This window comes from Bacillus sp. FSL R12-0074, assembly GCF_038005725.1.
Classification (GTDB): Bacteria; Bacillota; Bacilli; order Bacillales; family Bacillaceae_G; genus Bacillus_A; species Bacillus_A mycoides.
Genome location: NZ_JBBOTR010000001.1, coordinates 1,905,001 through 1,927,669 on the forward strand (window position 1 = coordinate 1,905,001; position 22,669 = coordinate 1,927,669).

Annotated in this window: 22 protein-coding genes; 17 read left to right on the forward strand and 5 right to left on the reverse strand. The window is 34.1% G+C overall.

Annotated features, from left to right (window positions below; translation table 11 throughout):
* The first annotated feature begins 540 nt into the window (after positions 1-540).
* The 6 genes from cydA to NSS97_RS09945 all read left to right on the forward strand — a co-directional run bounded on the left by cydA (position 541) and on the right by NSS97_RS09945 (position 7,501).
* Positions 541-1,944 (forward strand): cytochrome ubiquinol oxidase subunit I, encoded by a 1,404-nt coding sequence (gene cydA / locus NSS97_RS09920; RefSeq protein WP_002012335.1) that lies wholly within the window; start codon positions 541-543, stop codon positions 1,942-1,944.
* Entirely contained in the window at positions 1,931-2,947 is a 1,017-nt protein-coding gene (gene cydB / locus NSS97_RS09925; protein ID WP_016103182.1) for a cytochrome d ubiquinol oxidase subunit II, read from the forward strand. The genes cydA and cydB overlap by 14 nt, the downstream gene beginning before the upstream one ends.
* Positions 2,947-4,668 (forward strand): thiol reductant ABC exporter subunit CydD, encoded by a 1,722-nt coding sequence (cydD, locus tag NSS97_RS09930; RefSeq protein WP_044444534.1) that lies wholly within the window; start codon positions 2,947-2,949, stop codon positions 4,666-4,668. The genes cydB and cydD overlap by 1 nt, the downstream gene beginning before the upstream one ends.
* Positions 4,665-6,389, forward strand: coding sequence for a thiol reductant ABC exporter subunit CydC (gene cydC, locus NSS97_RS09935; RefSeq protein WP_044444533.1), 1,725 nt, complete (start codon positions 4,665-4,667; stop codon positions 6,387-6,389). The genes cydD and cydC overlap by 4 nt, the downstream gene beginning before the upstream one ends.
* Before the next feature lie 196 nt (positions 6,390-6,585).
* Positions 6,586-6,807 (forward strand): hypothetical protein, encoded by a 222-nt coding sequence (locus NSS97_RS09940; protein ID WP_002031341.1) that lies wholly within the window; start codon positions 6,586-6,588, stop codon positions 6,805-6,807.
* Between the two features lie 244 nt (positions 6,808-7,051).
* Positions 7,052-7,501, forward strand: coding sequence for a DUF6376 family protein (locus tag NSS97_RS09945; RefSeq protein WP_044444531.1), 450 nt, complete (start codon positions 7,052-7,054; stop codon positions 7,499-7,501).
* 35 nt (positions 7,502-7,536) lie between these two features.
* Here the strand turns inward: NSS97_RS09945 and NSS97_RS09950 are convergent, their stop codons facing one another.
* The 3 genes from NSS97_RS09950 to NSS97_RS09960 form a co-directional block, all read right to left on the reverse strand.
* Positions 7,537-7,875, reverse strand: coding sequence for an EamA family transporter (locus tag NSS97_RS09950; RefSeq protein WP_002168608.1), 339 nt, complete (start codon positions 7,873-7,875; stop codon positions 7,537-7,539).
* Positions 7,868-8,209, reverse strand: a complete 342-nt coding sequence (locus NSS97_RS09955; RefSeq protein WP_002168607.1) for an EamA family transporter — start codon at positions 8,207-8,209, stop codon at positions 7,868-7,870. The genes NSS97_RS09950 and NSS97_RS09955 overlap by 8 nt, the downstream gene beginning before the upstream one ends.
* Positions 8,210-8,482: 273 nt before the next feature.
* Positions 8,483-9,484: a S66 family peptidase gene (locus tag NSS97_RS09960; RefSeq protein ID WP_044444530.1), complete on the reverse strand. Its 1,002-nt coding sequence runs from the start codon at positions 9,482-9,484 to the stop codon at positions 8,483-8,485.
* Between the two features lie 219 nt (positions 9,485-9,703).
* Here NSS97_RS09960 and NSS97_RS09965 point away from each other — a divergent pair, with 219 nt between their 5' ends.
* On the forward strand, positions 9,704-10,657 hold the full coding sequence (locus NSS97_RS09965; protein ID WP_341112371.1) for a D-alanyl-D-alanine carboxypeptidase family protein: 954 nt from the start codon (positions 9,704-9,706) through the stop codon (positions 10,655-10,657).
* 248 nt (positions 10,658-10,905) lie between these two features.
* Positions 10,906-11,505, forward strand: coding sequence for a nitroreductase family protein (locus NSS97_RS09970; RefSeq protein ID WP_107887921.1), 600 nt, complete (start codon positions 10,906-10,908; stop codon positions 11,503-11,505).
* A 43-nt stretch (positions 11,506-11,548) separates the two neighbouring features.
* Here the strand turns inward: NSS97_RS09970 and NSS97_RS09975 are convergent, their stop codons facing one another.
* Positions 11,549-11,719, reverse strand: coding sequence for a hypothetical protein (locus NSS97_RS09975; protein WP_002086168.1), 171 nt, complete (start codon positions 11,717-11,719; stop codon positions 11,549-11,551).
* A gap of 705 nt (positions 11,720-12,424) precedes the next feature.
* Here NSS97_RS09975 and entFM point away from each other — a divergent pair.
* Positions 12,425-13,717 carry an enterotoxin EntFM gene (entFM, locus tag NSS97_RS09980; RefSeq protein ID WP_002012346.1) on the forward strand — a complete coding sequence of 431 codons (1,293 nt, stop codon included), beginning with the start codon at positions 12,425-12,427 and terminating at the stop codon, positions 13,715-13,717.
* A 166-nt stretch (positions 13,718-13,883) separates the two neighbouring features.
* Here entFM and NSS97_RS09985 read toward each other — a convergent pair whose 3' ends face one another.
* Positions 13,884-14,648 (reverse strand): alpha/beta fold hydrolase, encoded by a 765-nt coding sequence (locus NSS97_RS09985; RefSeq protein WP_002200844.1) that lies wholly within the window; start codon positions 14,646-14,648, stop codon positions 13,884-13,886.
* A gap of 275 nt (positions 14,649-14,923) precedes the next feature.
* On the opposite strand from NSS97_RS09985, the gene NSS97_RS09990 reads away from it, so the two are divergent.
* The 8 genes from NSS97_RS09990 (at position 14,924) to NSS97_RS10025 (ending at position 22,639) form a co-directional block, all read left to right on the forward strand.
* The gene (locus NSS97_RS09990) at positions 14,924-16,684 is read left to right on the forward strand and encodes an ABC transporter ATP-binding protein (protein WP_002189288.1); all 1,761 of its coding nucleotides are present in this window, start codon (positions 14,924-14,926) and stop codon (positions 16,682-16,684) included.
* Between the two features lie 86 nt (positions 16,685-16,770).
* Positions 16,771-17,448: an envelope stress response regulator transcription factor HitR gene (gene hitR, locus NSS97_RS09995; RefSeq protein ID WP_002189289.1), complete on the forward strand. Its 678-nt coding sequence runs from the start codon at positions 16,771-16,773 to the stop codon at positions 17,446-17,448.
* Positions 17,445-18,518: an envelope stress sensor histidine kinase HitS gene (gene hitS / locus NSS97_RS10000; RefSeq protein WP_002086159.1), complete on the forward strand. Its 1,074-nt coding sequence runs from the start codon at positions 17,445-17,447 to the stop codon at positions 18,516-18,518. The genes hitR and hitS overlap by 4 nt, the downstream gene beginning before the upstream one ends.
* A gap of 168 nt (positions 18,519-18,686) precedes the next feature.
* A complete protein-coding gene (locus NSS97_RS10005) occupies positions 18,687-19,406 on the forward strand; it encodes a 3-ketoacyl-ACP reductase (RefSeq protein WP_000818985.1) in 720 nt (239 codons plus the stop codon).
* A gap of 149 nt (positions 19,407-19,555) precedes the next feature.
* Positions 19,556-20,227 carry an O-methyltransferase gene (locus tag NSS97_RS10010; RefSeq protein WP_002126922.1) on the forward strand — a complete coding sequence of 224 codons (672 nt, stop codon included), beginning with the start codon at positions 19,556-19,558 and terminating at the stop codon, positions 20,225-20,227.
* A gap of 133 nt (positions 20,228-20,360) precedes the next feature.
* Positions 20,361-21,239, forward strand: a complete 879-nt coding sequence (locus tag NSS97_RS10015; protein WP_002168604.1) for an aminoglycoside 6-adenylyltransferase — start codon at positions 20,361-20,363, stop codon at positions 21,237-21,239.
* A 160-nt stretch (positions 21,240-21,399) separates the two neighbouring features.
* A complete protein-coding gene (locus NSS97_RS10020; protein WP_107887922.1) occupies positions 21,400-22,230 on the forward strand; it encodes a peptidoglycan-N-acetylglucosamine deacetylase in 831 nt (276 codons plus the stop codon).
* Between the two features lie 70 nt (positions 22,231-22,300).
* Positions 22,301-22,639: an SdpI family protein gene (locus NSS97_RS10025; protein WP_002012358.1), complete on the forward strand. Its 339-nt coding sequence runs from the start codon at positions 22,301-22,303 to the stop codon at positions 22,637-22,639.
* The last annotated feature ends 30 nt before the right edge of the window (positions 22,640-22,669 follow it).

Consider the following 22,669-nt stretch of genomic DNA (forward strand, 5'->3'; position numbering starts at 1 on the left):
AAATGACAAAAAAACGAATTTTATGTCTAGAGAAAGGGGAGTTTTTTTCTATTTGTGAATAACAATATTGTTGATTTGAATTTTGGAAATACATTTTTCTCTTGACAAAAATCTAACGTGTTTTCAGGTTTGATTCGAGGACATTTTTCAAAGGGAAAGTCAAGCGTATGAAGAGAAAAACATAATAACAATTGATATAAGAGTGTGTTGTATGTTTGAAAAGTACGTTTTTAAAATGTGAGAAATCTAATTCAAAAAAATTACAAAAGACATATTTCAGACAAAATCCTGTCAATAATACGTCAAAAATCACCTGAATTTATTATGTAAGTATATTATACAATTCGATTAACGAATAAAACACTACTGAAATAGTGAAAAGGTAAATCGTATGAAGAAAGTTCTTTTGTAATTATCTAAAAAACTGACAATCTATATTTTCAGAAAGTACATAAACGAATTTATCTTTTTGTATTTCTAAATGATTGAATTGTTCATTCAATTCAATCGATAAAAAATTATGAAGGAAGTGATTTAAGCATGGAAACGCTCGAATTGGCACGAATACAATTTGCATCAACAACGATTTTTCATTACTTTTTCGTTCCGCTGTCTATAGGTTTAGCTTTTATCATTGCGTTAATGCAAACGTTGTATGTGGTAAAGGGACAAGAAATTTATAAGAAGATGACAAAGTTTTGGACACAAATATTCCTTGTTAACTTCGCAGTAGGTGTAGTAACAGGTATTTTACAAGAATTTCAGTTTGGTATGAACTGGTCAACGTATTCACGTTTTGTTGGTGATGTTTTCGGACCATCACTTGCAATTGAAGGTTTATTAGCATTTTTCATTGAGTCTACATTCCTAGGTTTATGGGTATTCGGTGAGGATAAACTTCCGAAGCGAGTTCACCTTTTATGTATTTGGCTCCTCTCAATAGGAACAATGTTATCAGCATTTTGGATTTTAACTGCAAGTGCATTTATGCATGCCCCAGTAGGATATGAAATGGCAGCAGATGGACGTGCACAGATGAATGATTTTTGGGCGATTATTCAAAATCCACAATTATGGGTGCAATTCCCACATACAATCACAGCGGCAATTGCAACTGGTGCATTCTTTATTGCAGGTGTAAGCGCATGGAAAATATCAAAAGGTCAAGAAACTGCGGTGTTTAAAAAATCGTTCCGAGTTTCTATCGTTGTTGGAACAATTACAACTGCATTGGTATTATTTTTCGGTCATGCACAAGCACAAAATTTAATTAAGACACATCCGATGAAAATGGCAGCAGCTGAAGCATTATGGAATACGAGTGAGGATCCAGCGCCATTTACAGTATTTGCAAAAATTGATACAGAGAAGAAAGAAAATTCGTTTGAAATTCAAATCCCTTATATGCTAAGTCTATTGTCATACGATAAATTTAGCGGTCAAGTTGAAGGGATGAATCAAATTCAAAAACAATATGAAGAAAAATATGGACCTGGAGATTATATTCCGCCAGTACATACTATGTTCTGGAGTTTTAGAGCGATGGTAATGAGTGGAACATTCATGCTTCTTTTAGGAATGTACGGCTGGTTCTTATCAAGAAAAGATCGCTTAACTGAAAACCCTTGGTATTTAAAAATAATGGTATATGCAATTGCACTACCGTTTATCGGTAATACAGTAGGATGGATCATGACTGAAATGGGACGTCAGCCTTGGGTTGTCTTCGGTGTTATGAAAACAGAAGATGCTGTATCTCCAAACGTTTCATTTGGAGAAGTATTATTCTCTCTTGTTTCATTCACATCACTATATTTAATTGTTGGAGGAATTACTGTTTACTTATTCGTTCGTATCATTAAAGGACATGCGAATAAGAAAACGAAAAAGGATTATCAAAGCCATGATCCATTTGATAAGGAGGAAGAGTATGTTATCTCTTAATGAGTTGTGGTTTCTAATTATCTCAACCTTATTCGTTGGCTTCTTTGTACTTGAAGGTTTCGATTTTGGTGTAGGAATCGTTTCAAGGTTTTTAGGAAAAAACGATTTGGAAAAACGTATATATTTAAATACAATTGGGCCGTTTTGGCACGCAAATGAAGTATGGCTTGTTTGTGCTGGTGGCGCTATGTTTGCGGCATTCCCGCACTGGTATGCAACTTTATTTAGTGGGTTTTATATTCCATTTGTGTTTATGCTTCTTGCATTAATTATAAGAGGTGTTTCCTTTAAATTTCGTGCGAAAATAGAAAATCATAAATGGAAGAGTTTCTGGGATTGGGGCATGTTTATTGGAAGTTTGCTACCTCCCATACTTTGGGGAGTTGCAATCGCAAACTTTATGACAGGTGTACCAATTGATGAAAGTAAAAATATGGTAGGCGGATTTATGAAATTACTTCACCCATTTGCGTTACTTGGGGGAGTTATGTTTCTTCTTCTATGTATTGTTCATGGTTTGCAATTCCTTACTATACGTACAACAGGAAAATTACGAGAACGCGCACGTATTGCCGCGACAAAGATTGCACCTTTTGCATTAATAACACTTCTTGTTTTTGCAGCTGTAGGGTTATGGAAAACAGATATTTTCACCGCACATGGTTCAGAGTGGCTAATGGTTCCAATTGGAGCTTTTGTAGCGCTATTTGTTTCTACTTTATTAAATAAAAGAAGAAGAGATGGTTGGGCTTTCTTTATGACGAGTTTAACAATCATTTTGTTAAGTGCAAGTGTGTTCATCGGTATGTTCCCGCGTGTCATGATTAGCTCATTAGGAGCGGTAAATGATTTGACAATTTATAATGCGGCATCAGGACCTTATGCATTAAAACTGATGAGCTATTTTTCTCTTGCTATTTTACCGTTTGTTATCGGTAGTCAAATATGGAGTTTCTATGTATTTAGACAACCTGTTAAGTCAGACAAAGATTTGGAGTACTAATGAAAAGAAAAAGAGGACTTCCGTCGTATCCTGGTAGCCGAGTTTTATATGTAACTTTAAGTCTTATTAGCATTTTAGAGGCGTGTAGTATCATTGCGCAGACAGTGTTTTTAGCACGAGCAATCACATTTTTATTTCATGGAGAAACAGTGCAAGCTGTGCTAAATGAAACTGTTTATTTTGGGATCACGTTTGCAGCACGCCAAATGTTAGTGCGAACATCGCAAATATTGGTTGAGCGTTTCGCTGAAAAAACAGGATTTGCATTACGTAAACAGTTAATAGAAGCATATTTTACGTTAGGGCCGAGATTTGTCCAAACGAATGGGACTGGTCATCTGGTTACTTTATCGATAGAAGGTATTGAGAAATTTAAAACATATATTGAATTGACAATTCCTAAAATGATTAGAAGTAGTATCGTTCCAGGGCTAATTGTTCTATATGTTTTTACACTGGACATTAAGTCTGGAATCATTTTAGTTGTAACGATTCCAATTGTGATCATATTTATGATCCTTCTAGGATTAGCAGCGCAGAAAATGGCGGATAGCCAATATGAGACATATCGTGTACTTTCTAATCATTTTGTAGATACGTTAAAAGGATTAGAAACATTAAAGTATTTAGGGAAAAGTAAACAGCACGAAGGAAAGATTGAAAAAGTAAGTAAACGATATAGAAAAGCAACGATGCGTACTTTGCGAGTTGCTTTTCTTTCTTCTTTTGCATTAGATTTCTTTACGAGTTTATCAATTGCATTTGTAGCAGTTGGATTAGGGATACGGTTAATAGATGGGACAATTATACTGTTGCCAGCTCTTACGATTTTAATTTTAGCGCCGGAATATTTTCTGCCGATTAAGCAAGTTGGAGCGAATTATCATGCTACATTAGATGGACAACTTGCAATGGAGCAAATAGAAGAAATTTTAGAGAAACAAAAAGAAATAGAAAAGAAAGATTCAAATGTAGATATAGTATGGAATTCTTCTAGTAGTTTGAAATTACAAGATGTAAAAGTAAATAATGATGAATCTGAAAAGGCTATATTAGAGGGAATTGATTTTACTTGGCAAGGTAACGGTGCTATAGGCATTATTGGTGAAAGTGGGGCAGGGAAATCAACGTTAATCGATGTGTTAGCAGGATTTCTACCGCCTTCGGGTGGGAAGATGTTAGTAAATGGTGTGGAAATTGGTGAATCTACTCGAGAAGATTGGCAAAAAAATATTGCTTATATTCCGCAGCAACCTTATATTTTTCCGCTTTCATTAAAAGATAATATTTGTTTCTATGAAACGAATACAATTGATGAAGAAGTTGAGAGAGTTATTAATGAAGTTGGTCTTCGTTCGCTCGTTGCATCATTACCACATGGGATGTACGAAAGAATTGGAGAAGGTGGACGTATGCTTAGTGGCGGACAAGAACAACGTGTCGCTATGGCACGTGCACTTTTAAGTAAAAAGCCAATCATTTTATTAGATGAACCTACAGCACATCTTGATATTGAAACTGAATTTGAAATAAAGCAATCGATGTTACGTCTGTTTGAAGGTAAGTTAGTATTTCTTGCAACGCATCGTCTGCATTGGATGAAGCAAATGGATCATATTCTTATTTTAAATAAAGGGGAAATTAAAGAAAGTGGAACATATGAAGAACTTTTAAAGAATGAGACATTACATTTTCATAGGGAAGAGAGGGGAGAGCGATGAGTAATTGGATTAAACCTTATATACAGCAAAATAAAGGTAGAATGACGTTGACTATTTTCCTCGGGCTTCTTGGAGTTAGTTCAGGTGCGATGCTACTTTTCATTTCAGGTTATTTAATTTCTAAATCTGCTCTCAGACCAGAAAATGTAATGGCTGTATATGTTCCTATAGTTGCAACGCGTGCGTTTAGTATAGGGCAAGCTGTCTTTCATTATTTAGAGCGTTTAGTAGGGCATGACGTCGTTCTACGAATTTTAGAAAAAATGAGGACAAAACTATATAGAATTGTAGAACCACAGGCGTTATTTTTACGCTCTCGATTTCAAACTGGTGATGTACTAGGTGTATTGTCTGATGATATAGAACATTTACAGAATCTATATTTACGTACAATATTCCCTAGTATATTAGCGTTAGTTGTATATAGCATTTTCGTAATTGTTATCGGTGCATTTGACTTAGTATTTGCACTTATCGCAGCTTGTATGTTAGCTGTTATTGTTTTTCTTCTCCCATTCGTATCACTACTTTTGATGAAACGACATCATGTTGCTTTGAAGCGAGGAAGAAATCGTTTGTATCAACAATTGACAGATGCTGTATTTGGGTTATCTGATTGGCAGGCGAGTGGTAGAAAAGATGAATTTATTAATGCGTATGTAGAGCAAAATGTCCAGTTGTTAAAGACAGAAAAGAGAGTGAAACGCTGGTACCATATTCGAGACAGTATCATTCATTTAATAGTCGGCATTGTAGTTATTTCAATGATTATGTGGACTGGAAATCAAGCAGCAAGTGAACAGATTGCACCTACAGTTATTGCAGCGTTCGTATTAATGACATTATCTGTGACAAATGCGCTTATCCCTATATCAGATGCTATTGATCGAATTCCATCTTATGTAGAATCTGCTCATCGGCTTAATGGCGTAGAAAGTGAGAGCACTTTGGATGGTGGTAAGGAGTTACCTGTAAATAAAGAATACGTTGTATCAAAACATGTAGATATTGAACTGAGTAATGTGTCGTATAATTACCCGGATAGTAATGAACCTGTATTAAAAGATGTATCATTGCAAATAAAGGCAGGAAAGAAAATTGCTATTTTAGGTAGAAGTGGAACAGGAAAATCTACTTTACTAAAACTGTTAACTGGGGCATTACGTCCGGTAAGTGGCCAAGTTATATTGAATGGTGAACAAGCTCATACGGATTTTTTGTCAAAATATATTTCTGTATTAAACCAAAAACCACATTTATTCGATACGACAATTGGAAATAATGTGCGGATAGGTAAACCAGAGGCTAATGATGAAGAGATATGGAGAGCTTTAGAGAAAGCACAGCTAGCACCGCACATTGCTTCTCTTCCTGATGGATTACAAACAAAAATGCATGAAATGGGAAAGAGGTTTTCTGGCGGAGAAAGGCAAAGGGTAGCATTTGCAAGAACTCTTATGCAAGAAGCGTCGATTATTGTGCTTGATGAACCGACTATCGGTTTAGACCCTAAAACGGAATTAGCCTTAATAGAAACAATGTTTTCTGCAACAGAAGAAAAGACTGTTATTTGGATTACACATCATCTTGTAGGAATTGAACATGTAGATGAAGTTATTTTCCTTGATAGTGGCCAAATCACTATGCAAGGTAGTCACGAACAGCTACTGAAAGAAAATGAGAAATATCGTAGGTTATATGAGCTTGATAAAGGTATATAAGAATGAAATGCAAAAAAACACAAATTCTTGGTAGTTCAAGGTTCGTGTTTTTTTTGTATTTGTGGTGAAATCATATAAGCCGTATAAGCTATTTGATCATGAAATGGTTATATATTGTTAGAAAGGGTGTTTAAAACCTATCCTTTCAAGGCAATACTTGAGCCATAGTGAATGGATTGTTGGAAGGCGTGATTATATGTTTGAAGAGGATGGCATTGTTTTAATTCTGGAGCCTGCTGATGAGCGGAATATGAGGAAATTTATTTTTACAGTACCGAAGTCAGTTTATGAAAAAAAAGAAATTTTATTACATTACGGAACACCTTTAGGCCAAGGATATACGGACATTATAGAAGATATTATTAGTGTACATATAGACATAGATATTATAACAGTAATAGGGCATGTGAGAGGATAAAGAGAAACTTTAATTAGTGAGAGTTATACGTACCTGGAAAACAGACGTACTGAAAATAAGTATGTCTGTTTTTATATTTAAATGAAGATAGTTTCGAGGCACATGTTGAACAGGATAATAATGATTTTTCTAGAATGTATAAGAGGAAGATTAAAAAAATAAGATATGATGTGATAAAGTGTATAAGAAGAAAATAAAGTGTTTATAAATGAATAACAGTATGGAAATTATTTAGGAGGTAAAAATGAAGTTTACAAAAACAATGTTACTTTCAATTGTAGTTTCAATTGGTTTGATGGGATGTTCGCTAGTAGAGGAAGGGAAGAACTCCATAGATTACGCTCAAAAAGCGACAGATTATGTAAATGAAATAAGTGCATTTGCAAATGAAGCGCCAGCATTAGCAGAAAAGGCCGTTAATGATGGGGAAGCCCGGAAAGAACTAGAAACGAAACTTACTGAAATTAAACAAGATATACCAGCTTTTAATGAATTAACACCACCAGATGTAGCGAAGGATCTTCACCAGCAAATCGTCGGGTATAATGAAAAGTTAAATACATTAATTGATACATCTATGACAAAGATAGAGGAAGGGAAAATGAATGTAGAGCAGTTTAAAAACTCTGAGCTTATGCAGACGATAGAACAAGTTCGTGATTTGAAAGAGAAGGTTCAAAATTTAGGGCAATAACAAAAAGATCCGTTTATCATAAACGGATCTTTTTGTTATTGTATACAATAGATGATTACACCAATGACAATAATAATGTTGCCAATGATTTTTCGTTTCGTTATTTTCTCCCCTAGGAAGTACCAACTGAAAATTAAAATGATGATATAACTTAATGATTCTAATGCAGATGCTTGCTTTAATGCCAAGCCCTTTAAGGCGATCACATTTAATCCGGCATTAATTACAAATAAAAAGTAGCCGATGATAACATAAGGATTCACATATTCTTTTATTCTAGAATCGTATTGTTGTAAAGTAGCCTTTTTTAATAATATTTGTGAGTAATTGGCTAAAATTATCCCAAAAATAAATAATAACATATAACTATTCATCTTTTGTCACCACCACAATTCCGACGATAATAATAGCTGCGCCAAGTATGTGATTCCACTGTATCGTATCTCCAAATAGGAATACTGACCAAAGCATGGACCATAGTATGATAATCCCACGGTGTGAATATGCTCTAGAAATTTCAAAATTCTTAATGACTTGTTGCCATAGAATTGCATATCCGAATAAAAGTACAACAAGTCCGAAGTAAGCAATAAAAAATGAGATTGATGCAACAGGGAATTGAGCTGCCCATTTCATGTAAACCATAATGATAGAATATATCAAGAAGGCTACATGTAGAAATACATAGTTTTTAATAGTTGGTTTCATATATTCACTCTCTTTTACATATAAATACATACATTTGAAATGAATGTATGTAATCAATAGTTTCTTATTACATAATGTACATTGAAATTGTTTTTTCAGTACATATCATAGATTGTTGCTGATCATTTCACATTCCAAAATATATAGTAACATGTCTTCTATTGTAAAACAACAGAAGACATTAGGCACTATTTGTTATGAGTGATATCCACTTCCTTCTATTAAAAATGTAATTGTATTTTTAAGCATTACAAGATAGTGGAATAAGTGTCGTTAGTCTCTCCAGCGCTCTATAATTTGTATCGTTTTATTTGTTGCATCCATCTCTACTTGAATACCTATTGGCAAAGTAATCATTGGATGAGTATGACAACAATCAAAATCGGCTAGAAAAGGAAGTTTTTGATTTTGTAATACTTCTAATAATATTTCGTAAGGTTTTCTATTTGTACCACAATCATCAAATTGCTCATGTTTTCCAAGGATGATACCTGAAACTTTATCAAAAACGCCGTTAATTTTAAGTAATGAAAAACTTCTTTCGATAGTAGCTGCATCTTTTGAGCTATCTTCAATAAAGAGAATGTCACCATCTTGAATAAGTGGCATATAGGGGCTACCCCAAATACCTTGTATAGTATTTAAATTCCCACCAATAATACGTCCAGTAGCTTTCCCACCAATTACTGAAATCCAATTGTTCGGTCGAAGATCTTTTTCTTTCGTTTTTTCTTCCCAATTAATAAATTCATCTGACCAAAATAACGGCTGGTTTATGTTGTAAGGAAGGTGTTGATCAGTTAATAAAGTATCCGCAAAATATTTGTACGTGCAATCTACGAAAGGCTCAAATTCACCAAAAGAAGGAACAAGTGCTGGACCATAAAATGTAGGAATGCCTGTTTTTGCATAAATTCCTAGTAATAATGCTGTTGTGTCTGAATAGCCAATCATTATTTTAGGATTCTTTTGAAAAGTCGCATAATCAATATAAGGTAGTAATGAATTTGAATTCAGTCCCCCAATTGTCGACATGATACAAGAGACGTTAGGGTTTCTAATCAAGTCATTTAATTCCTCAGCACGCTCTTTAATGCTCCCGGAACGATAATAATCATATTGACCTGTTAGTGAACCTTCTAATATATGAAATCCTTTCTTTTGTAAGTATAATTTTGCGCGCTCAAATCTCTTTGGAGAAGTATAGGTTACTGGTGAAGAGGGAGAGTAGATGCCAATGGTATCGCCATATTTTAATGCTTTTGGAAGTATCATTTGTATAAATCCTTTCTATTATATAGTGTTTTTGTGTTTAAATGTAATTGAATATTCTTATATTTCGTTGTTTTTAGTGTAACACATATGAAAAAGAGAACGAGGTTGAAATTATAATTGTTATAGATGAATAAATATGCTTTTTACCTTGACGATATAAAGTAATTGTTGTTATGGTTAAACATGAGTGTATAAAAGGTTTGTTAAAGGAGTTTTAGAATGAAGCGGTTAAAATGGGGAAGATTAACAATCCTGTTAGTAGTAATTCTGGGTATATGTTGGTTCTTTTTCCAAGGAGTTCAAAAGAGTGAAACAAATGTAGATACTCAGCCTTTACAAGTGGCAGAGCTACCTAAAACAGGGCTATCTGAAAAAGTAGTTCCATCAAAATATATACCACCAGAAATTGATGCAAAAGCAGCTATTATTATCGATGCGAGTAATGAAGAAGTTATTTATCAAAATAATGAAAATGAAGCTGTTGCCCCTGCTAGTATGTCAAAAATGATGACAGCATATCTCGTTTTAGAGAGTATACATAATGGGAAAGTCCACTGGGAAGATCCAGTGAAAATAAGTGCAAAGTCGGCACAAACAGAGGGTGCAAAAATCCCGATGCAAGCAAATGATACATTAACTGTTAAGGACTTATATCATGCGTTAATGATTGAATCGGCTAATAATTCGGCTGTCGCTTTAGCGGAACATGTAGCTAAGACAGAAAAAAACTTTGTTCAACTTATGAATGAAAAAGCAAAGCAGTTAGAAATGTCAGATAAAGCTAAATTCGCGAATGCTTCCGGATTACAGGAGCCCGACGGAAGTGAAACGAAAATGACAGCAGCTGACGTAGCAAAATTAGCGTATCATCTTATAAAAGACTATCCAGAGATATTAGAAGTGACTCACTTACGTCAAAGTCAGTTAGCATTTAATAATATTAATGTTACAAGCACAAATGAGATGTTAAACAAAAATAATAAAGCTTTATATATAGAAGGAATAGACGGTTTAAAAACAGGGTTTACAGATAGCGCAGGGTATTGTTTTACAGGTACTGCAAAACAAGGCGATAATCGTGTTATTACAGTTGTTATGGGGACAAAAAGTAAAACAAAACGTTTTACAGAAACAAATAAATTAATGTCCTATGCATTTCAATTGCTTAATTAGGTGAAGAAAGAAGTAATTTAGATTGTTATAAAAATAAGACAGACAGTTTATTGAACCTTGATTTTGGTGACAATAAACTGTTTTTTTATTTTTTGACGTATAGGAAGTGAAAACTCAAGTGATATCATTTGAGTTTGTTTTTGTTTGTTGATATTATTAAGTTAAGAACTTATTAATAATAAGTTCGAGAGGCATTATATGCTTCGTACATATGATACTGCCTCAAATGAAAATTGGAGGGAATTGTAATGGCAAAAGATTTTTACTCAGCAATTGAAGACAGAAGATCTATTTACGCGATTAGTAAAGAGCAAGTAGTTTCTGATGAAAGAATTCAAGAAGTGATTTATCATGCTGTGAAACATACACCTTCGGCTTTTAATTCTCAAAGTGCAAGAGTTGTTGTATTACTAGGCGAACAACACGACAAATTATGGAATGTTACGAAAGAAACGTTACGAAAAATTGTACCTGAAAATAATTTTGCACCTACGGAAGAGAAAATGAATGCATTTAAAAGTGGCTATGGGACAGTTTTGTATTTTGAAGATAGTAAAGTAGTAGAAAGTTTGCAAGAGAACTTTGCACTATACAAAGATAATTTTCCTACATGGTCTCAGCAATCTTCTGGAATGTTGCAATTTTCGATTTGGACAGCATTAGAGATTGAAGGTTTTGGTGCTACATTGCAGCATTATAATCCGTTGATTGATGAGGAAGTAAAAAAAGAATGGGATGTACCTGAAAACTGGAAGTTAACTGCGCAAATGCCATTTGGTAAACCGGTAGTTTCGGCAGGAGATAAAGAATATCAGCCATTAGAAACTCGTGTGAAAATTTACAAATAAAATAAAAAATAAAAGGTGAACAGAGATATAATCTGTTCACCTTTTATAAGTAGTAAGGATTTTTTTTGTAGGAATTTTTCATCTGATTTTTTAATTTGTTTTTACGTGTTTCAATAGTTGATACTTTTTGTAATGTTATAATTGAAACGAATTGAAAAAAAGCATAGTACAGTTCTATATTTTTATTTATAGGATCATCTATTATGTTTTTCATAAATATATCTCCTTTTTTTATCTCACTATTTGCGGGCAGTAAGGCTTCCATATCAAAATTCAATGACCGACCTGTAAAAGTTAGATTGGTTTCAGTGTGGGGTGAATAAAATTTATATGGATTAAAATCCTACTTTATATATGATAATACAAATATCCTGAAAATTCCATAGATAGTGAAAAATAGATAGTGGAATGTGTATTTTCGTCAAATTAGAACAGAATTTTTGGAGTTAAATCTTACAAATCGTCAAATCTTTTAAAAACGATGGATAATATCAAAAATAGTTTTCTGAAAATATTATACTATTGATAAAAAAAGCATTTTTTTGTCATGATAAGAGTATACTTCATGGAAGGGACTTTACTAGAAAATACACTCTTTGCATTGTATTAGATTAATAGAGTTTTTTAAAGTGGATAGCAAAAGAAAAATATATATTAAGATAATGAATGGAATGTCGAATTTTCAATGAAATACATAAGAAATTTGAAAAAAGCATTGCAAAAACACACTGTTTAATGATAAAGTTCACATGAAGTTCACACTAAATTCACTTCAATCGTTTAAAATAAATGATGTGTGAAAAATAAAACTCTTGCTAAAAAATGGAACTGGATGAATATTTTACTTTGATAATATTGTAAAGTACTAAGTTTATAGTTTTCTCAAGAGGATAGTAGGGAAAGGAAGTAAAGACAACTTATGAAAAAAGTAATCGCAGGTTTAGCAGCAGCATCTGTAGTAGGTGTAGCAGTTCCTGGAATGGATTCTGCTCATGCACAAGTTTCAAATGATGCGCTAAAAGAAATTAATGGACAAACTCAAACTCAAACGACTGTAACTGAAACAAAAACGGTAGAAACAACTTCTGAATTAAAATACACAGTAACAGCTGATGTATTAAATGTACGTTCAGGTGCTGGTACAGGACATAACGTTATTTCTAAAGTGAAATCAGGTCAAGTACTTCAAGTAATTGGACAAGAAAACGGTTGGTTCAAAGTTAGTGTAAACGGTCAAACAGGTTATGTAAGTGGGGACTTCGTAACAACTGGTGGCAACAAAGGAACTACTACTACTGTTCAGCAAGGAACAGGTACTTACACAGTAAACGTTTCTTCATTAAACGTACGTACAGGCCCAAGTGCATCTCATACTGTTTTAGGTTCTGTAAATAAAGGAAAAACAGTTCAAGTTGTAGGTGAAGTTCAAGATTGGTTTAAAATTAACTTCAATGGTGGAACTGGATACGTAAGTAAAGACTTCGTAACAAAAGGTGGTTCAGCTGTATCTAACGAAACTCAGCAACCAACTACAAACAACAACAACAATACTACTACAGTTCAAACTGGTGGATCATATGTTGTTAACACAGGTGCTTTAAAAGTACGTACAGGTCCAGCTACATATAACCCTGTAATTGGTGGGGTAACAAACGGTACAGTATTAAACGTTACTGGCGCTGAAAATGGTTGGTATAAAATTAACCATAATGGCCGCACTGGTTACGTAAGTGCAGACTTTGTTAAGTTTGTAAAAGGCGGAGTGAACAATGTAGTTACTGGTGGTAACCAAGGTACGAACCAAGGTACGAACCAAGTACAAAAACCAACAGCACCAACAGGTGGAGATACATCTTCAATCGCTGGATTCGCTAGATCTTTAAATGGTTCACCATACAGAACTGCTGGTACAACACCTGCTGGTTTTGACTGCAGTGGATTCATTCACTACGTATTAAATCAAACTGGTCATAAAGGCGCTCGTCAAACAGTTGCTGGATACTGGAGCTCTAAAACAAAGACTAACAGTCCACAACCAGGTGATTTAGTATACTTCCAAAATACTTATAAATCAGGTCCTTCTCACATGGGCGTTTACTTAGGTAATGGACAGTTCATCAGTGCAGAAACTGACGCAACTGGTGTACGCATTAGCTCTGTAAGCAACTCTTACTGGAGTAAGCACCTATTAGGTTACACAAAAGCATACTAAGAAAAAGTATTTTATATACTTTTCGTATAGAGAAAAGGCTTTCCAGGGAAACTTGGGAAGCCTTTTTCATAGTTGGATAAACTAACAGTATAGTAGTATTTATCCTGCTATTTGCGGGATAATAATCAGCGGGGATGGACAAATCCCCGCTGATTAAAGTTTCACTTTATGTCAATTTTCCATGCAAAAACTTAGCATATAAATCATGAAAATAGTTTGGACGGAATAAGTTTGCTGCATGACCTGCTAATGGAATTTCTTTATATAAAACGTTCGGAAGAATGGACTTCAAATCAAAGAGACAAGATTTATAGAGATGATCATGTTCTCCCATCACCCATAATATAGGATGGGGAAGTGCTTTTAATTTAGATTTTAAGTCGAATTCTAAGCGGTGTCGTAATGACTCAGCAATAATGGACGAGTGTAATTGTAATCCGAAACGGTAATAAATATTTCGTGAAATAACAGCGAACGGATTTGCCCTTAGTATTCCACTTGGAAAAATAGTACTAGCATACTGAGAAAGCCAAGATGAATATTCATCACCACGTTTTTCCCAAAATTTCTGAAAAACATTATATAAACGGGAAGGGTTATTATAATGTCCACCAATATGACAAATACTCAATACTTTTTCTGGATGCATTTGTGCAAATGTCGTAGAGATATAACAGCCATAGCTTAGAGCACAAATATGAGCCTTTTTAATTCCCTCTTTTTCATACAAGTTCAATAATTGATCTACGAGGCGCTGTATTGAAAAGTCGATAGCTTCTCCTTTATCGTCGCCGTGACCTAATAAATCATAAGTTATAATGTTGTAGGAGGCAGAAAATCGTTTATGCTCTTTTTTGAAGGCGCGGCGATTTCCAACTAATCCATGAATAAAAATGATTGTTTCCTTTTCGGAATGTGTATTTGTTTGCAAAAAGGATACTCCTTTCAATGCTGGAGATTTATATAGTGTTTTAAATTAGCTAATTGATAAAATTAGTTATATATTTTCTATGCGTAGTCTATAATTTACATAGAATAATAATAAGTACCAGGTAATAATATCAGATATTTATACTTGTTGTAAAGATGAGTTTATATGTATATTTTGTAAAATTAGAAAAAAGTGTGTTTACATTCAGTTTACATTTATAGCGTATTCTAGTTTTAGAAAGAATAGTTTTGTTTATAACGAGGAGATGAACGACAATGGAAGTTAGGAATACAGAAAAGAAAAAAGGGAATTGGAGGCAGTTTTTACGTCTCATTCAAGATACAAATCCACCGAAAGGCATTCTTATTTTTGCATTAATAATGAGCTTACTTTCTACTGGAGCGAGTTTGTTTATTCCAATGCTGACAAAAGGTTTAGTTGATAATTTTTCACTTTCTTCAATTAGTACGGGACAAATTGTTGGATTAATTGCATTCTTTATTATTCAAACAATTGCTGCGGGATTGTCAATTTATTTACTGAATTATATTGGACAAAAAATTGTGGCTGGACTTAGGGAACGATTGTGGAAAAAGGTACTTATTTTACCAGTGTCTTATTATGATCAAAACAGAACGGGAGATACAATTAGTCGTATGACAAATGATACAGGTGTTGTTAAAACATTAATTTCTGAGCATTTGTCAAACTTATTAACAGGCGGTATCTCAATTATTGGGTCATTAATTGTATTATTTGTTTTAGACTGGAAAATGACAATTTTACTTTTAACGGTTATTCCATTATCGGTACTAATTTTAGTTCCACTTGGACGGAAAATGTATAAGATTTCAAAAGCACTTCAAGATGAAACGGCTTCTTTTACTAGTGTATTAACACAAGTACTATCAGAAATTCGTTTAGTAAAATCTTCAAATACGGAAAAAAAAGAATATGAAACAGGTAATACAGGTATCCAAAAATTATTGCAATTTGGTTTGAAAGAAGGAAAAGTGCAAGCATTAATTTCACCTGTTATGTCGTTTGTTTTAATGGCATTGCTTGTTATTATCGTAGGGTATGGTGGAATGCGAGTTTCTAGTGGTGCATTAACAACAGGTGAACTTGTAGCATTTATTTTGTATTTGGTTCAAATTATTATGCCAATGAGTCAGTTATCAATGTTCTTTACTCAGTTCCAAAAAGCAATTGGTGCAACCGAAAGAATTAATACGATTTTAGAATATGAAGTAGAAGATCATGAGACAGGTATGAATGTTACAAATGCGAAGCAGTCGATCGTTATTGAAAATGTACATTTTGAGTATAACGAAGAAGAGAAAGTGTTGAAAAATATCGACTTTACGATTGAATCTGGAAAAGTAACAGCGATTGTAGGACCAAGTGGTAGTGGAAAAACAACTTTATTCTCGCTGTTAGAACGTTTTTATGAGCCAACTAGTGGTTTCATAAAATTAGGGAAAGAACCAATTACAGCATATTCATTACAATCATGGCGACGTCAAATTGGTTACGTTTCACAAGATAGTCCGTTAATTGATGGAACGATTCGTGATAATATTTGCTACGGTGTTGAGGGTGAAGTGACGGATGAAGAAATTGAAAAAGTAGCAGCGATGGCGTATGTTGATGCGTTTATTCATGATTTACCAAGTGGATACGCAACAGAAGTTGGAGAGCGTGGTGTGAAGCTTTCTGGAGGGCAAAGACAACGAATTGCGATTGCTCGAGCGTTACTACGAAACCCGCAAATCCTTATGTTAGATGAAGCGACGTCAAGTCTTGATAGTAAATCGGAATCGGTTGTTCAGAAGGCGTTAAATAACTTAATGAAAGGTAGAACAACTTTAGTTATTGCGCATAGACTTTCTACTGTTGTAGATGCAGATAAAATTATCTTTATTGAAAAAGGGAATCTTACAGGAAGTGGCTCACATGATGAGTTATTACGGACACATGACATGTACCGTGAATTTGCAATGCAACAATTGAAAATTAAAGAAGGAGCATTATAGAATGAAAACAATCAGTGAAGGGGCACTTCACTGATTGTTGATTTTAGAGTGCTAAAAAGTATGTTAAGCAGAAAGGATATGATTCCTTGATACCCAAAATTTTAATTGTAGATGATGATCCGCACATTAGAGAACTTGTTTCTGTATTTTTGGAACGAGAAGGTTTTCAAACATATGAGGCCGTTGATGGATTAGATGCTCTTCGAAAAATAGAAGAAGTGAAAGTCGATATGTCGATTATTGATATTATGATGCCAAATATGGATGGGTTTGATTTATGTTATGAATTAAGAAAATACTATGATATCCCAATTCTTATGCTGACTGCTAAAGGTGAAACATCTCAAAAAGTAAAAGGATTTCACCTCGGAACAGATGATTATCTTGTAAAACCATTTGATCCTTTAGAATTAGTTGTGAGAGTGAAGGCATTATTGAAACGTTACCAAATTACAGTATCGCAATCTATTCAAGTTGGGAATGTACTGTTAAATCGTAAAACATTTGAAGTTAACGTTGGAGAACAAACGGTGACGCTGCCGCTAAAAGAATTTGAGTTGCTCTTTACATTAGGATCTAAAGCGGGGAGAACTTGTTCAAGAGAGCAATTAATAGAAGACGTATGGGGATATGATTTTGAAGGGAATGAACGCACGCTAGACGTTCATATTAATCGGTTGCGTGAAAAGTTTCAAGAAGAGTTATCGAAGTTTAGTATAAGGACGATAAGGGGCTTAGGGTATCGCTTAGAGGTAAGTAAATGAGAAAAAGAGAAAGAATGAGTAAGATGAAGATGTTAAAAGTAATGGGGGCGATAGTAGCGCTCTTTACTTTTCTTACTATAATTTGGTCAATAGCCTTTTTTGTATCGTCTAGTGTAATGAAAGCTTTTGAAATAAACGTATCGCCTTTTATTACTTTTCTAATTAGTGATATGGTCGGCTTTGTTTTTATCGTTCTTATTTGGACATTAATCGGAATTTTAATGAGACCGAAGCGAGAGGCGATGATTTGGACGATCATTGAACCGATACAAAAAATTGCAAAAGGGGACTTCTCTGTAAAAATACGGAATGAAGAAAAGTATGATGGCGAAATTGGTGTGCTTGTAAAAAGTATTAACGATATGACGGATGAACTTAATGCAATGGAGAAAATGAGACAAGAATTTGTATCGAATGTTTCTCATGAAATACAGTCGCCATTAACATCTATTAAGGGATTTGCTCGAGCGCTACAAGATGATAATCTACCAGTTGAAAAAAGAAAACATTATCTTACTATTATTGAAACTGAAACAACGCGATTATCTAAATTGAGTCAAAATTTATTGAAGCTAACACTTTTAGAGTCAGAGGAGTATTCACCAGAAAGAGCTACTTATCGATTAGATCAACAGTTGAAACAAATTGTGTTAAATAGTGAGCCTCTTTGGGATGAAAAAGGACTTGAGCTAGATCTTGATATGGATAAAGTGTGTGTTACTGCAGACAAAGAAAGTATGAGCCAAGTATGGATTAATTTAATTCATAACAGTATTAAATTCACACCAAATGGTGGCACGATTACAATTCATTTAAAAGAACATAAGGAATTCCTGGAAGTAAGTATTCATGATACGGGAATTGGTATATCCGAAGAACAGAAACAACATATTTTTGAACGTTTTTATAAAGCGGATTCTTCACGAAACCGTGCTTATGGAGGAAGTGGATTAGGTCTAGCAATTGTAAAAAAAGTACTCGACCTTCATCAAGGAAAAATAAAAGTTGAGAGTGTAGAGGGAAATGGTACAGAATTTATTGTGCGTATTCCAAATCATGAAGAAAAATAGTGTTAGAAGGAGGCCTTCTAACACTATTTTTCTTTAAAAATGCATTTACCATTACTATAGTTACCTATAAGTAACCTACGCACATAAAAGTGCATCATTGCCTTTTTACATAAACATAGATACACTTTTAATATAATAAACAACTGAGAAGATTAAGGAGTGTTACACTTGGCAGAATTATTACAAGGAAAAAATGCTTTAATTACAGGAGCAGGTAGAGGGATTGGTCGCGCTGTAGCGATCGCATTAGCGAAAGAAGGCGTAAATGTTGGTCTTTTAGCTCGTTCAGAAGAAAACTTAAAAGCAGTTGCGAAAGAAGTAGAAGCAGAAGGCGTAAAAGCTGTTATTGCGACTGCTGACGTATCTTCATATGAAGAGGTAACTACTGCAATTGAAACATTAAAAAACGGTTTAGGATCTATCGATATTTTAATTAATAACGCTGGTATTTCTAAATTCGGTAAGTTTTTAGAATTAGACGTTGCTGATTGGGAAAAAATCATTCAAGTAAACTTAATGGGTGTATACTATGCAACTCGTGCAGCTTTACCAAGTATGATTGAACAACAATCTGGTGATATTATTAATATTTCATCTACAGCAGGACAAAAAGGTGCACCTGTAACAAGTGCATATAGTGCTTCTAAATTTGGTGTTCTTGGTTTAACAGAATCGTTAGCGATGGAAGTTCGTAAACATAATATCCGTGTAACAGCTTTAACACCAAGTACAGTAGCAACTGACATGGCTGTAGACTTAGGATTAACTGATGGAAATCCTGATAAAGTAATGCAAGCGGAAGATATTGCAGAGTTTATCGTAGCGCAGCTGAAATTAAATAAACGTACATTTATTAAATCAGCAGGACTTTGGTCTACTAATCCGTAAGGGATAAATATAAAATACAAAGAAGGGACATCTATTCTGTAATGGAGTGGGTGTCCCTTCTTTATTTTTTGTGTATGAAACGGAATTTTCGGTATAATTAAATTTGAATGGTAGATAAGTATTAAAAACTTGAAGGGGATGGTATTTCCATGAGTACGATTGAGAAATGGACGGCTGTTGATCAATATATGAGTGATGTATTAATACCGAAAGACTCTACATTAGAAGAAGTTCTTCAAGCAAACGCTGCAGCTAATTTACCGGCACATGATGTATCGCCAACTCAAGGGAAGTTTTTACAACTATTAGTACAAATTCAAGGAGCGCGTAACATTTTAGAGATTGGCACTCTAGGCGGATATAGTACAATATGGCTTGCAAGAGCATTGCCATCTGGAGGGCGAATTGTTACATTAGAAGCAAGTGAAAAGCATGCTGAAATTGCACGGAGCAATATTGAGCGTGCCAATTTGAATGATAAAATTGAAATACGATTAGGATTAGCGTTAGATTCTTTAAAACAAATAGAAAATGAGAAGTATGAACCATTTGATTTTATTTTCATAGATGCGGATAAACAAAATAACCCTGCTTATTTTGAATGGGCACTGAAACTATCACGCCCTGGTACTGTAATTATTGGGGATAACGTAGTACGTGAAGGTGAAGTTATTGATAATACTAGTAGCGATCCTCGTGTACAAGGGATACGCCATTTCTATGAGCTAATAGCTGCTGAGCCGCGTGTAAGTGCTACTGCGCTTCAAACTGTAGGAAGTAAAGGGTACGATGGGTTTGTAATGGCAGTCGTAACAGAGTAATGTAAGGAGGAAAAAGGGATGAAAAAGAAGTTTCAAAAATTATAACGTGTATCTTGTACAACGAATTTAGCTCGTGGACCTCCAATTTACATAGCTTTATATTATATATTAAAAACTTGGAGGCTATAAGAAGATGAGAACTGAAAAAGAAATGTTAGACTTAATTATAAATACAGCAAAAGAGGATGAAAGAATTCGAGCTGTCATCATGAATGGGTCACGTGTGAATCCAAATGTGAAAAAAGATTGTTTTCAAGACTATGATATTATTTATGTTGTAAAAGATATACAATCTTTTACGTGTAATCATAGTTGGATTAATAGATTTGGAGAAATAATGATTGTGCAAATGCCGGAAGAAATGTCGTTACTTCCAGCTGATAAAGACGGGAAATTTCCTTATTTAATGCAGTTCATGGATGGGAATCGAATTGATTTAATGCTAGTTCCAGTTGATTTAATAAATAAATTTATTGGACAGGATAGTTTAAGTAAATTACTACTGGATAAAGACAAATGTATTGGAGAATTTCCGCCAGCAAGTGATAAAGATTACGTTATAAAAAATCCTACAGAAAAAGAGTTTTTGGATTGCTGTAATGAATTTTGGTGGTGCAGTACAAATGTAGGAAAAGGATTGTGGCGCGAGGAACTTTCTTATGCGAAAGGAATGCTTGAAGGCCCAATGCGTGATATGTTAATCGTAATGCTAGAATGGCATATTGGTATGAAAACAAATTTTACAGTGAATACCGGAAAGTTTGGTAAGCATTTCGAGCAATATGTTGAAAAAGATACGTGGGAGCAATTTAGAAAGACATTTTCAAATGCAGAATATGAAAATATATGGGAGTCATTCTTTGTAATGGGTGATTTATTTAGGGAAGTTGCGAACGAAATTGCTAACACATATGGATATCAATACCCGCAAGATGATGATGACAAAGTGACAAGCTATTTAAAACATGTGAAAGTTTTGCCGAAAGATAGTACATCGATTTATCCCGCATAAACGGGCAGTAAAACCCCCACTGATTAAAGTTTCACGTTATTAATTGTATAAAGCAGTAAGACTGTCCTAATTACGGACAGTCTTATTTTTGTTCATGAATAAGAATTTCTCTAACAAAGTACAGATGAATCACATATGAAATTTTAGGGAGGTTTTTATCATGTATTATTTTTACGCACCAGAAATGTTCGTTCCATTTCATTGGGGACTAGAACGAAATGTTTCGTATGCTTATATGCCATATCATTCATTTTATTATGGAAACTATATAGACGCAGTGCCGTATGTATTAAATGTTCCGCAAAATGATCAAGTCAAAGTGAAGGAAGAGAATCGGGGGTCATGGACACCTTTTTCATGGGTTGAAAAATATGCGTATGCATTTTCAGGACCATACAATAAAGCGGAAGTAGCTCTTACATTTGATGATGGACCAGATTTAGTATTTACGCCAAAAATTTTAGATAAGTTAAAACAATATAATGTAAAAGCTACTTTTTTCTTACTTGGTGAAAATGCAGAAAAGTTTCCGAATGTAGTAAAGCGTATCGCGAATGAAGGGCATGTAATTGGTAACCATACGTATAGTCATCCGAATTTAGCGAAAGTAAATGAGGCTGAATACCGTAATCAAATTATAAAAACGGAAGAAATATTAAATCATTTAGCTGGTTATGCACCGAAGTTTATACGTCCACCATACGGTGAAATACTTGAAAATCAATTGAAGTGGGCGACAGAGCAAAATTTTATGATTGTACAGTGGAGTGTTGATACAGTTGATTGGAAAGGGGTAAGTGCTGATACGATTACAAATAATGTGTTAGGGAATTCATTTCCAGGAAGTGTCATACTTCAACATTCGACTCCAGGTGGACATTTGCAAGGATCTGTCGATGCACTAGACAAAATCATTCCGCAGTTAAAAACGAAAGGGGCACGTTTTGTAACACTTCCAAGTATGTTCCAGACATCTAAAGAGAGAAAATAAAAATGTTAATAATTGGGATTTTAAGAGTTGTATAGTATAATGAAGGTGTAAGTTAGGGGGGATATAATTGATGGATGCACTAGTAAACATAGGAATGAGCATATTGATTGGTATTATATTTATACTGGCGGCACTTATTCTTCAAAAAAATCCACCGACGGATATTAACGCAGCATATGGTTACCGTACGAAACGGTCTATGAAAAATAAGGAATTATGGGATGCAGGTAACAAGTATAGTGCAGAAGTGATGAAACAAAATGGATTCATTATGATGTTAATTGGAAGTGTTATTAGTATACTGTTTAGATATCCACATACGATGATAGCGATTATGATTGTTATGCTGTTGTTAATTATACGATTATTTATACGAGTAGAGAAAAAATTAAAGATACTTGAGCAATAAAAAAATAAGACTCCCGAATAAAGTAAGCTG

Bases quoted from the DNA above. Each gene is read 5' to 3' on its own strand.
- cydA (WP_002012335.1), top strand. From the start codon at position 541: ATGGAAACGCTCGAATTGGCACGAATACAATTTGCATCAACAACGATT.
- cydB (WP_016103182.1), top strand. From the start codon at position 1,931: ATGTTATCTCTTAATGAGTTGTGGTTTCTAATTATCTCAACCTTATTC.
- cydD (WP_044444534.1), top strand. From the start codon at position 2,947: ATGAAAAGAAAAAGAGGACTTCCGTCGTATCCTGGTAGCCGAGTTTTA.
- cydC (WP_044444533.1), top strand. From the start codon at position 4,665: ATGAGTAATTGGATTAAACCTTATATACAGCAAAATAAAGGTAGAATG.
- NSS97_RS09940 (WP_002031341.1), top strand. From the start codon at position 6,586: ATGTTTGAAGAGGATGGCATTGTTTTAATTCTGGAGCCTGCTGATGAG.
- NSS97_RS09945 (WP_044444531.1), top strand. From the start codon at position 7,052: ATGAAGTTTACAAAAACAATGTTACTTTCAATTGTAGTTTCAATTGGT.
- NSS97_RS09950 (WP_002168608.1), bottom strand. From the start codon at position 7,875: ATGAATAGTTATATGTTATTATTTATTTTTGGGATAATTTTAGCCAAT.
- NSS97_RS09955 (WP_002168607.1), bottom strand. From the start codon at position 8,209: ATGAAACCAACTATTAAAAACTATGTATTTCTACATGTAGCCTTCTTG.
- NSS97_RS09960 (WP_044444530.1), bottom strand. From the start codon at position 9,484: ATGATACTTCCAAAAGCATTAAAATATGGCGATACCATTGGCATCTAC.
- NSS97_RS09965 (WP_341112371.1), top strand. From the start codon at position 9,704: ATGAAGCGGTTAAAATGGGGAAGATTAACAATCCTGTTAGTAGTAATT.
- NSS97_RS09970 (WP_107887921.1), top strand. From the start codon at position 10,906: ATGGCAAAAGATTTTTACTCAGCAATTGAAGACAGAAGATCTATTTAC.
- NSS97_RS09975 (WP_002086168.1), bottom strand. From the start codon at position 11,719: ATGAAAAACATAATAGATGATCCTATAAATAAAAATATAGAACTGTAC.
- entFM (WP_002012346.1), top strand. From the start codon at position 12,425: ATGAAAAAAGTAATCGCAGGTTTAGCAGCAGCATCTGTAGTAGGTGTA.
- NSS97_RS09990 (WP_002189288.1), top strand. From the start codon at position 14,924: ATGGAAGTTAGGAATACAGAAAAGAAAAAAGGGAATTGGAGGCAGTTT.
- hitS (WP_002086159.1), top strand. From the start codon at position 17,445: ATGAGAAAAAGAGAAAGAATGAGTAAGATGAAGATGTTAAAAGTAATG.
- NSS97_RS10010 (WP_002126922.1), top strand. From the start codon at position 19,556: ATGAGTACGATTGAGAAATGGACGGCTGTTGATCAATATATGAGTGAT.
- NSS97_RS10015 (WP_002168604.1), top strand. From the start codon at position 20,361: ATGAGAACTGAAAAAGAAATGTTAGACTTAATTATAAATACAGCAAAA.
- NSS97_RS10020 (WP_107887922.1), top strand. From the start codon at position 21,400: ATGTATTATTTTTACGCACCAGAAATGTTCGTTCCATTTCATTGGGGA.
- NSS97_RS10025 (WP_002012358.1), top strand. From the start codon at position 22,301: ATGGATGCACTAGTAAACATAGGAATGAGCATATTGATTGGTATTATA.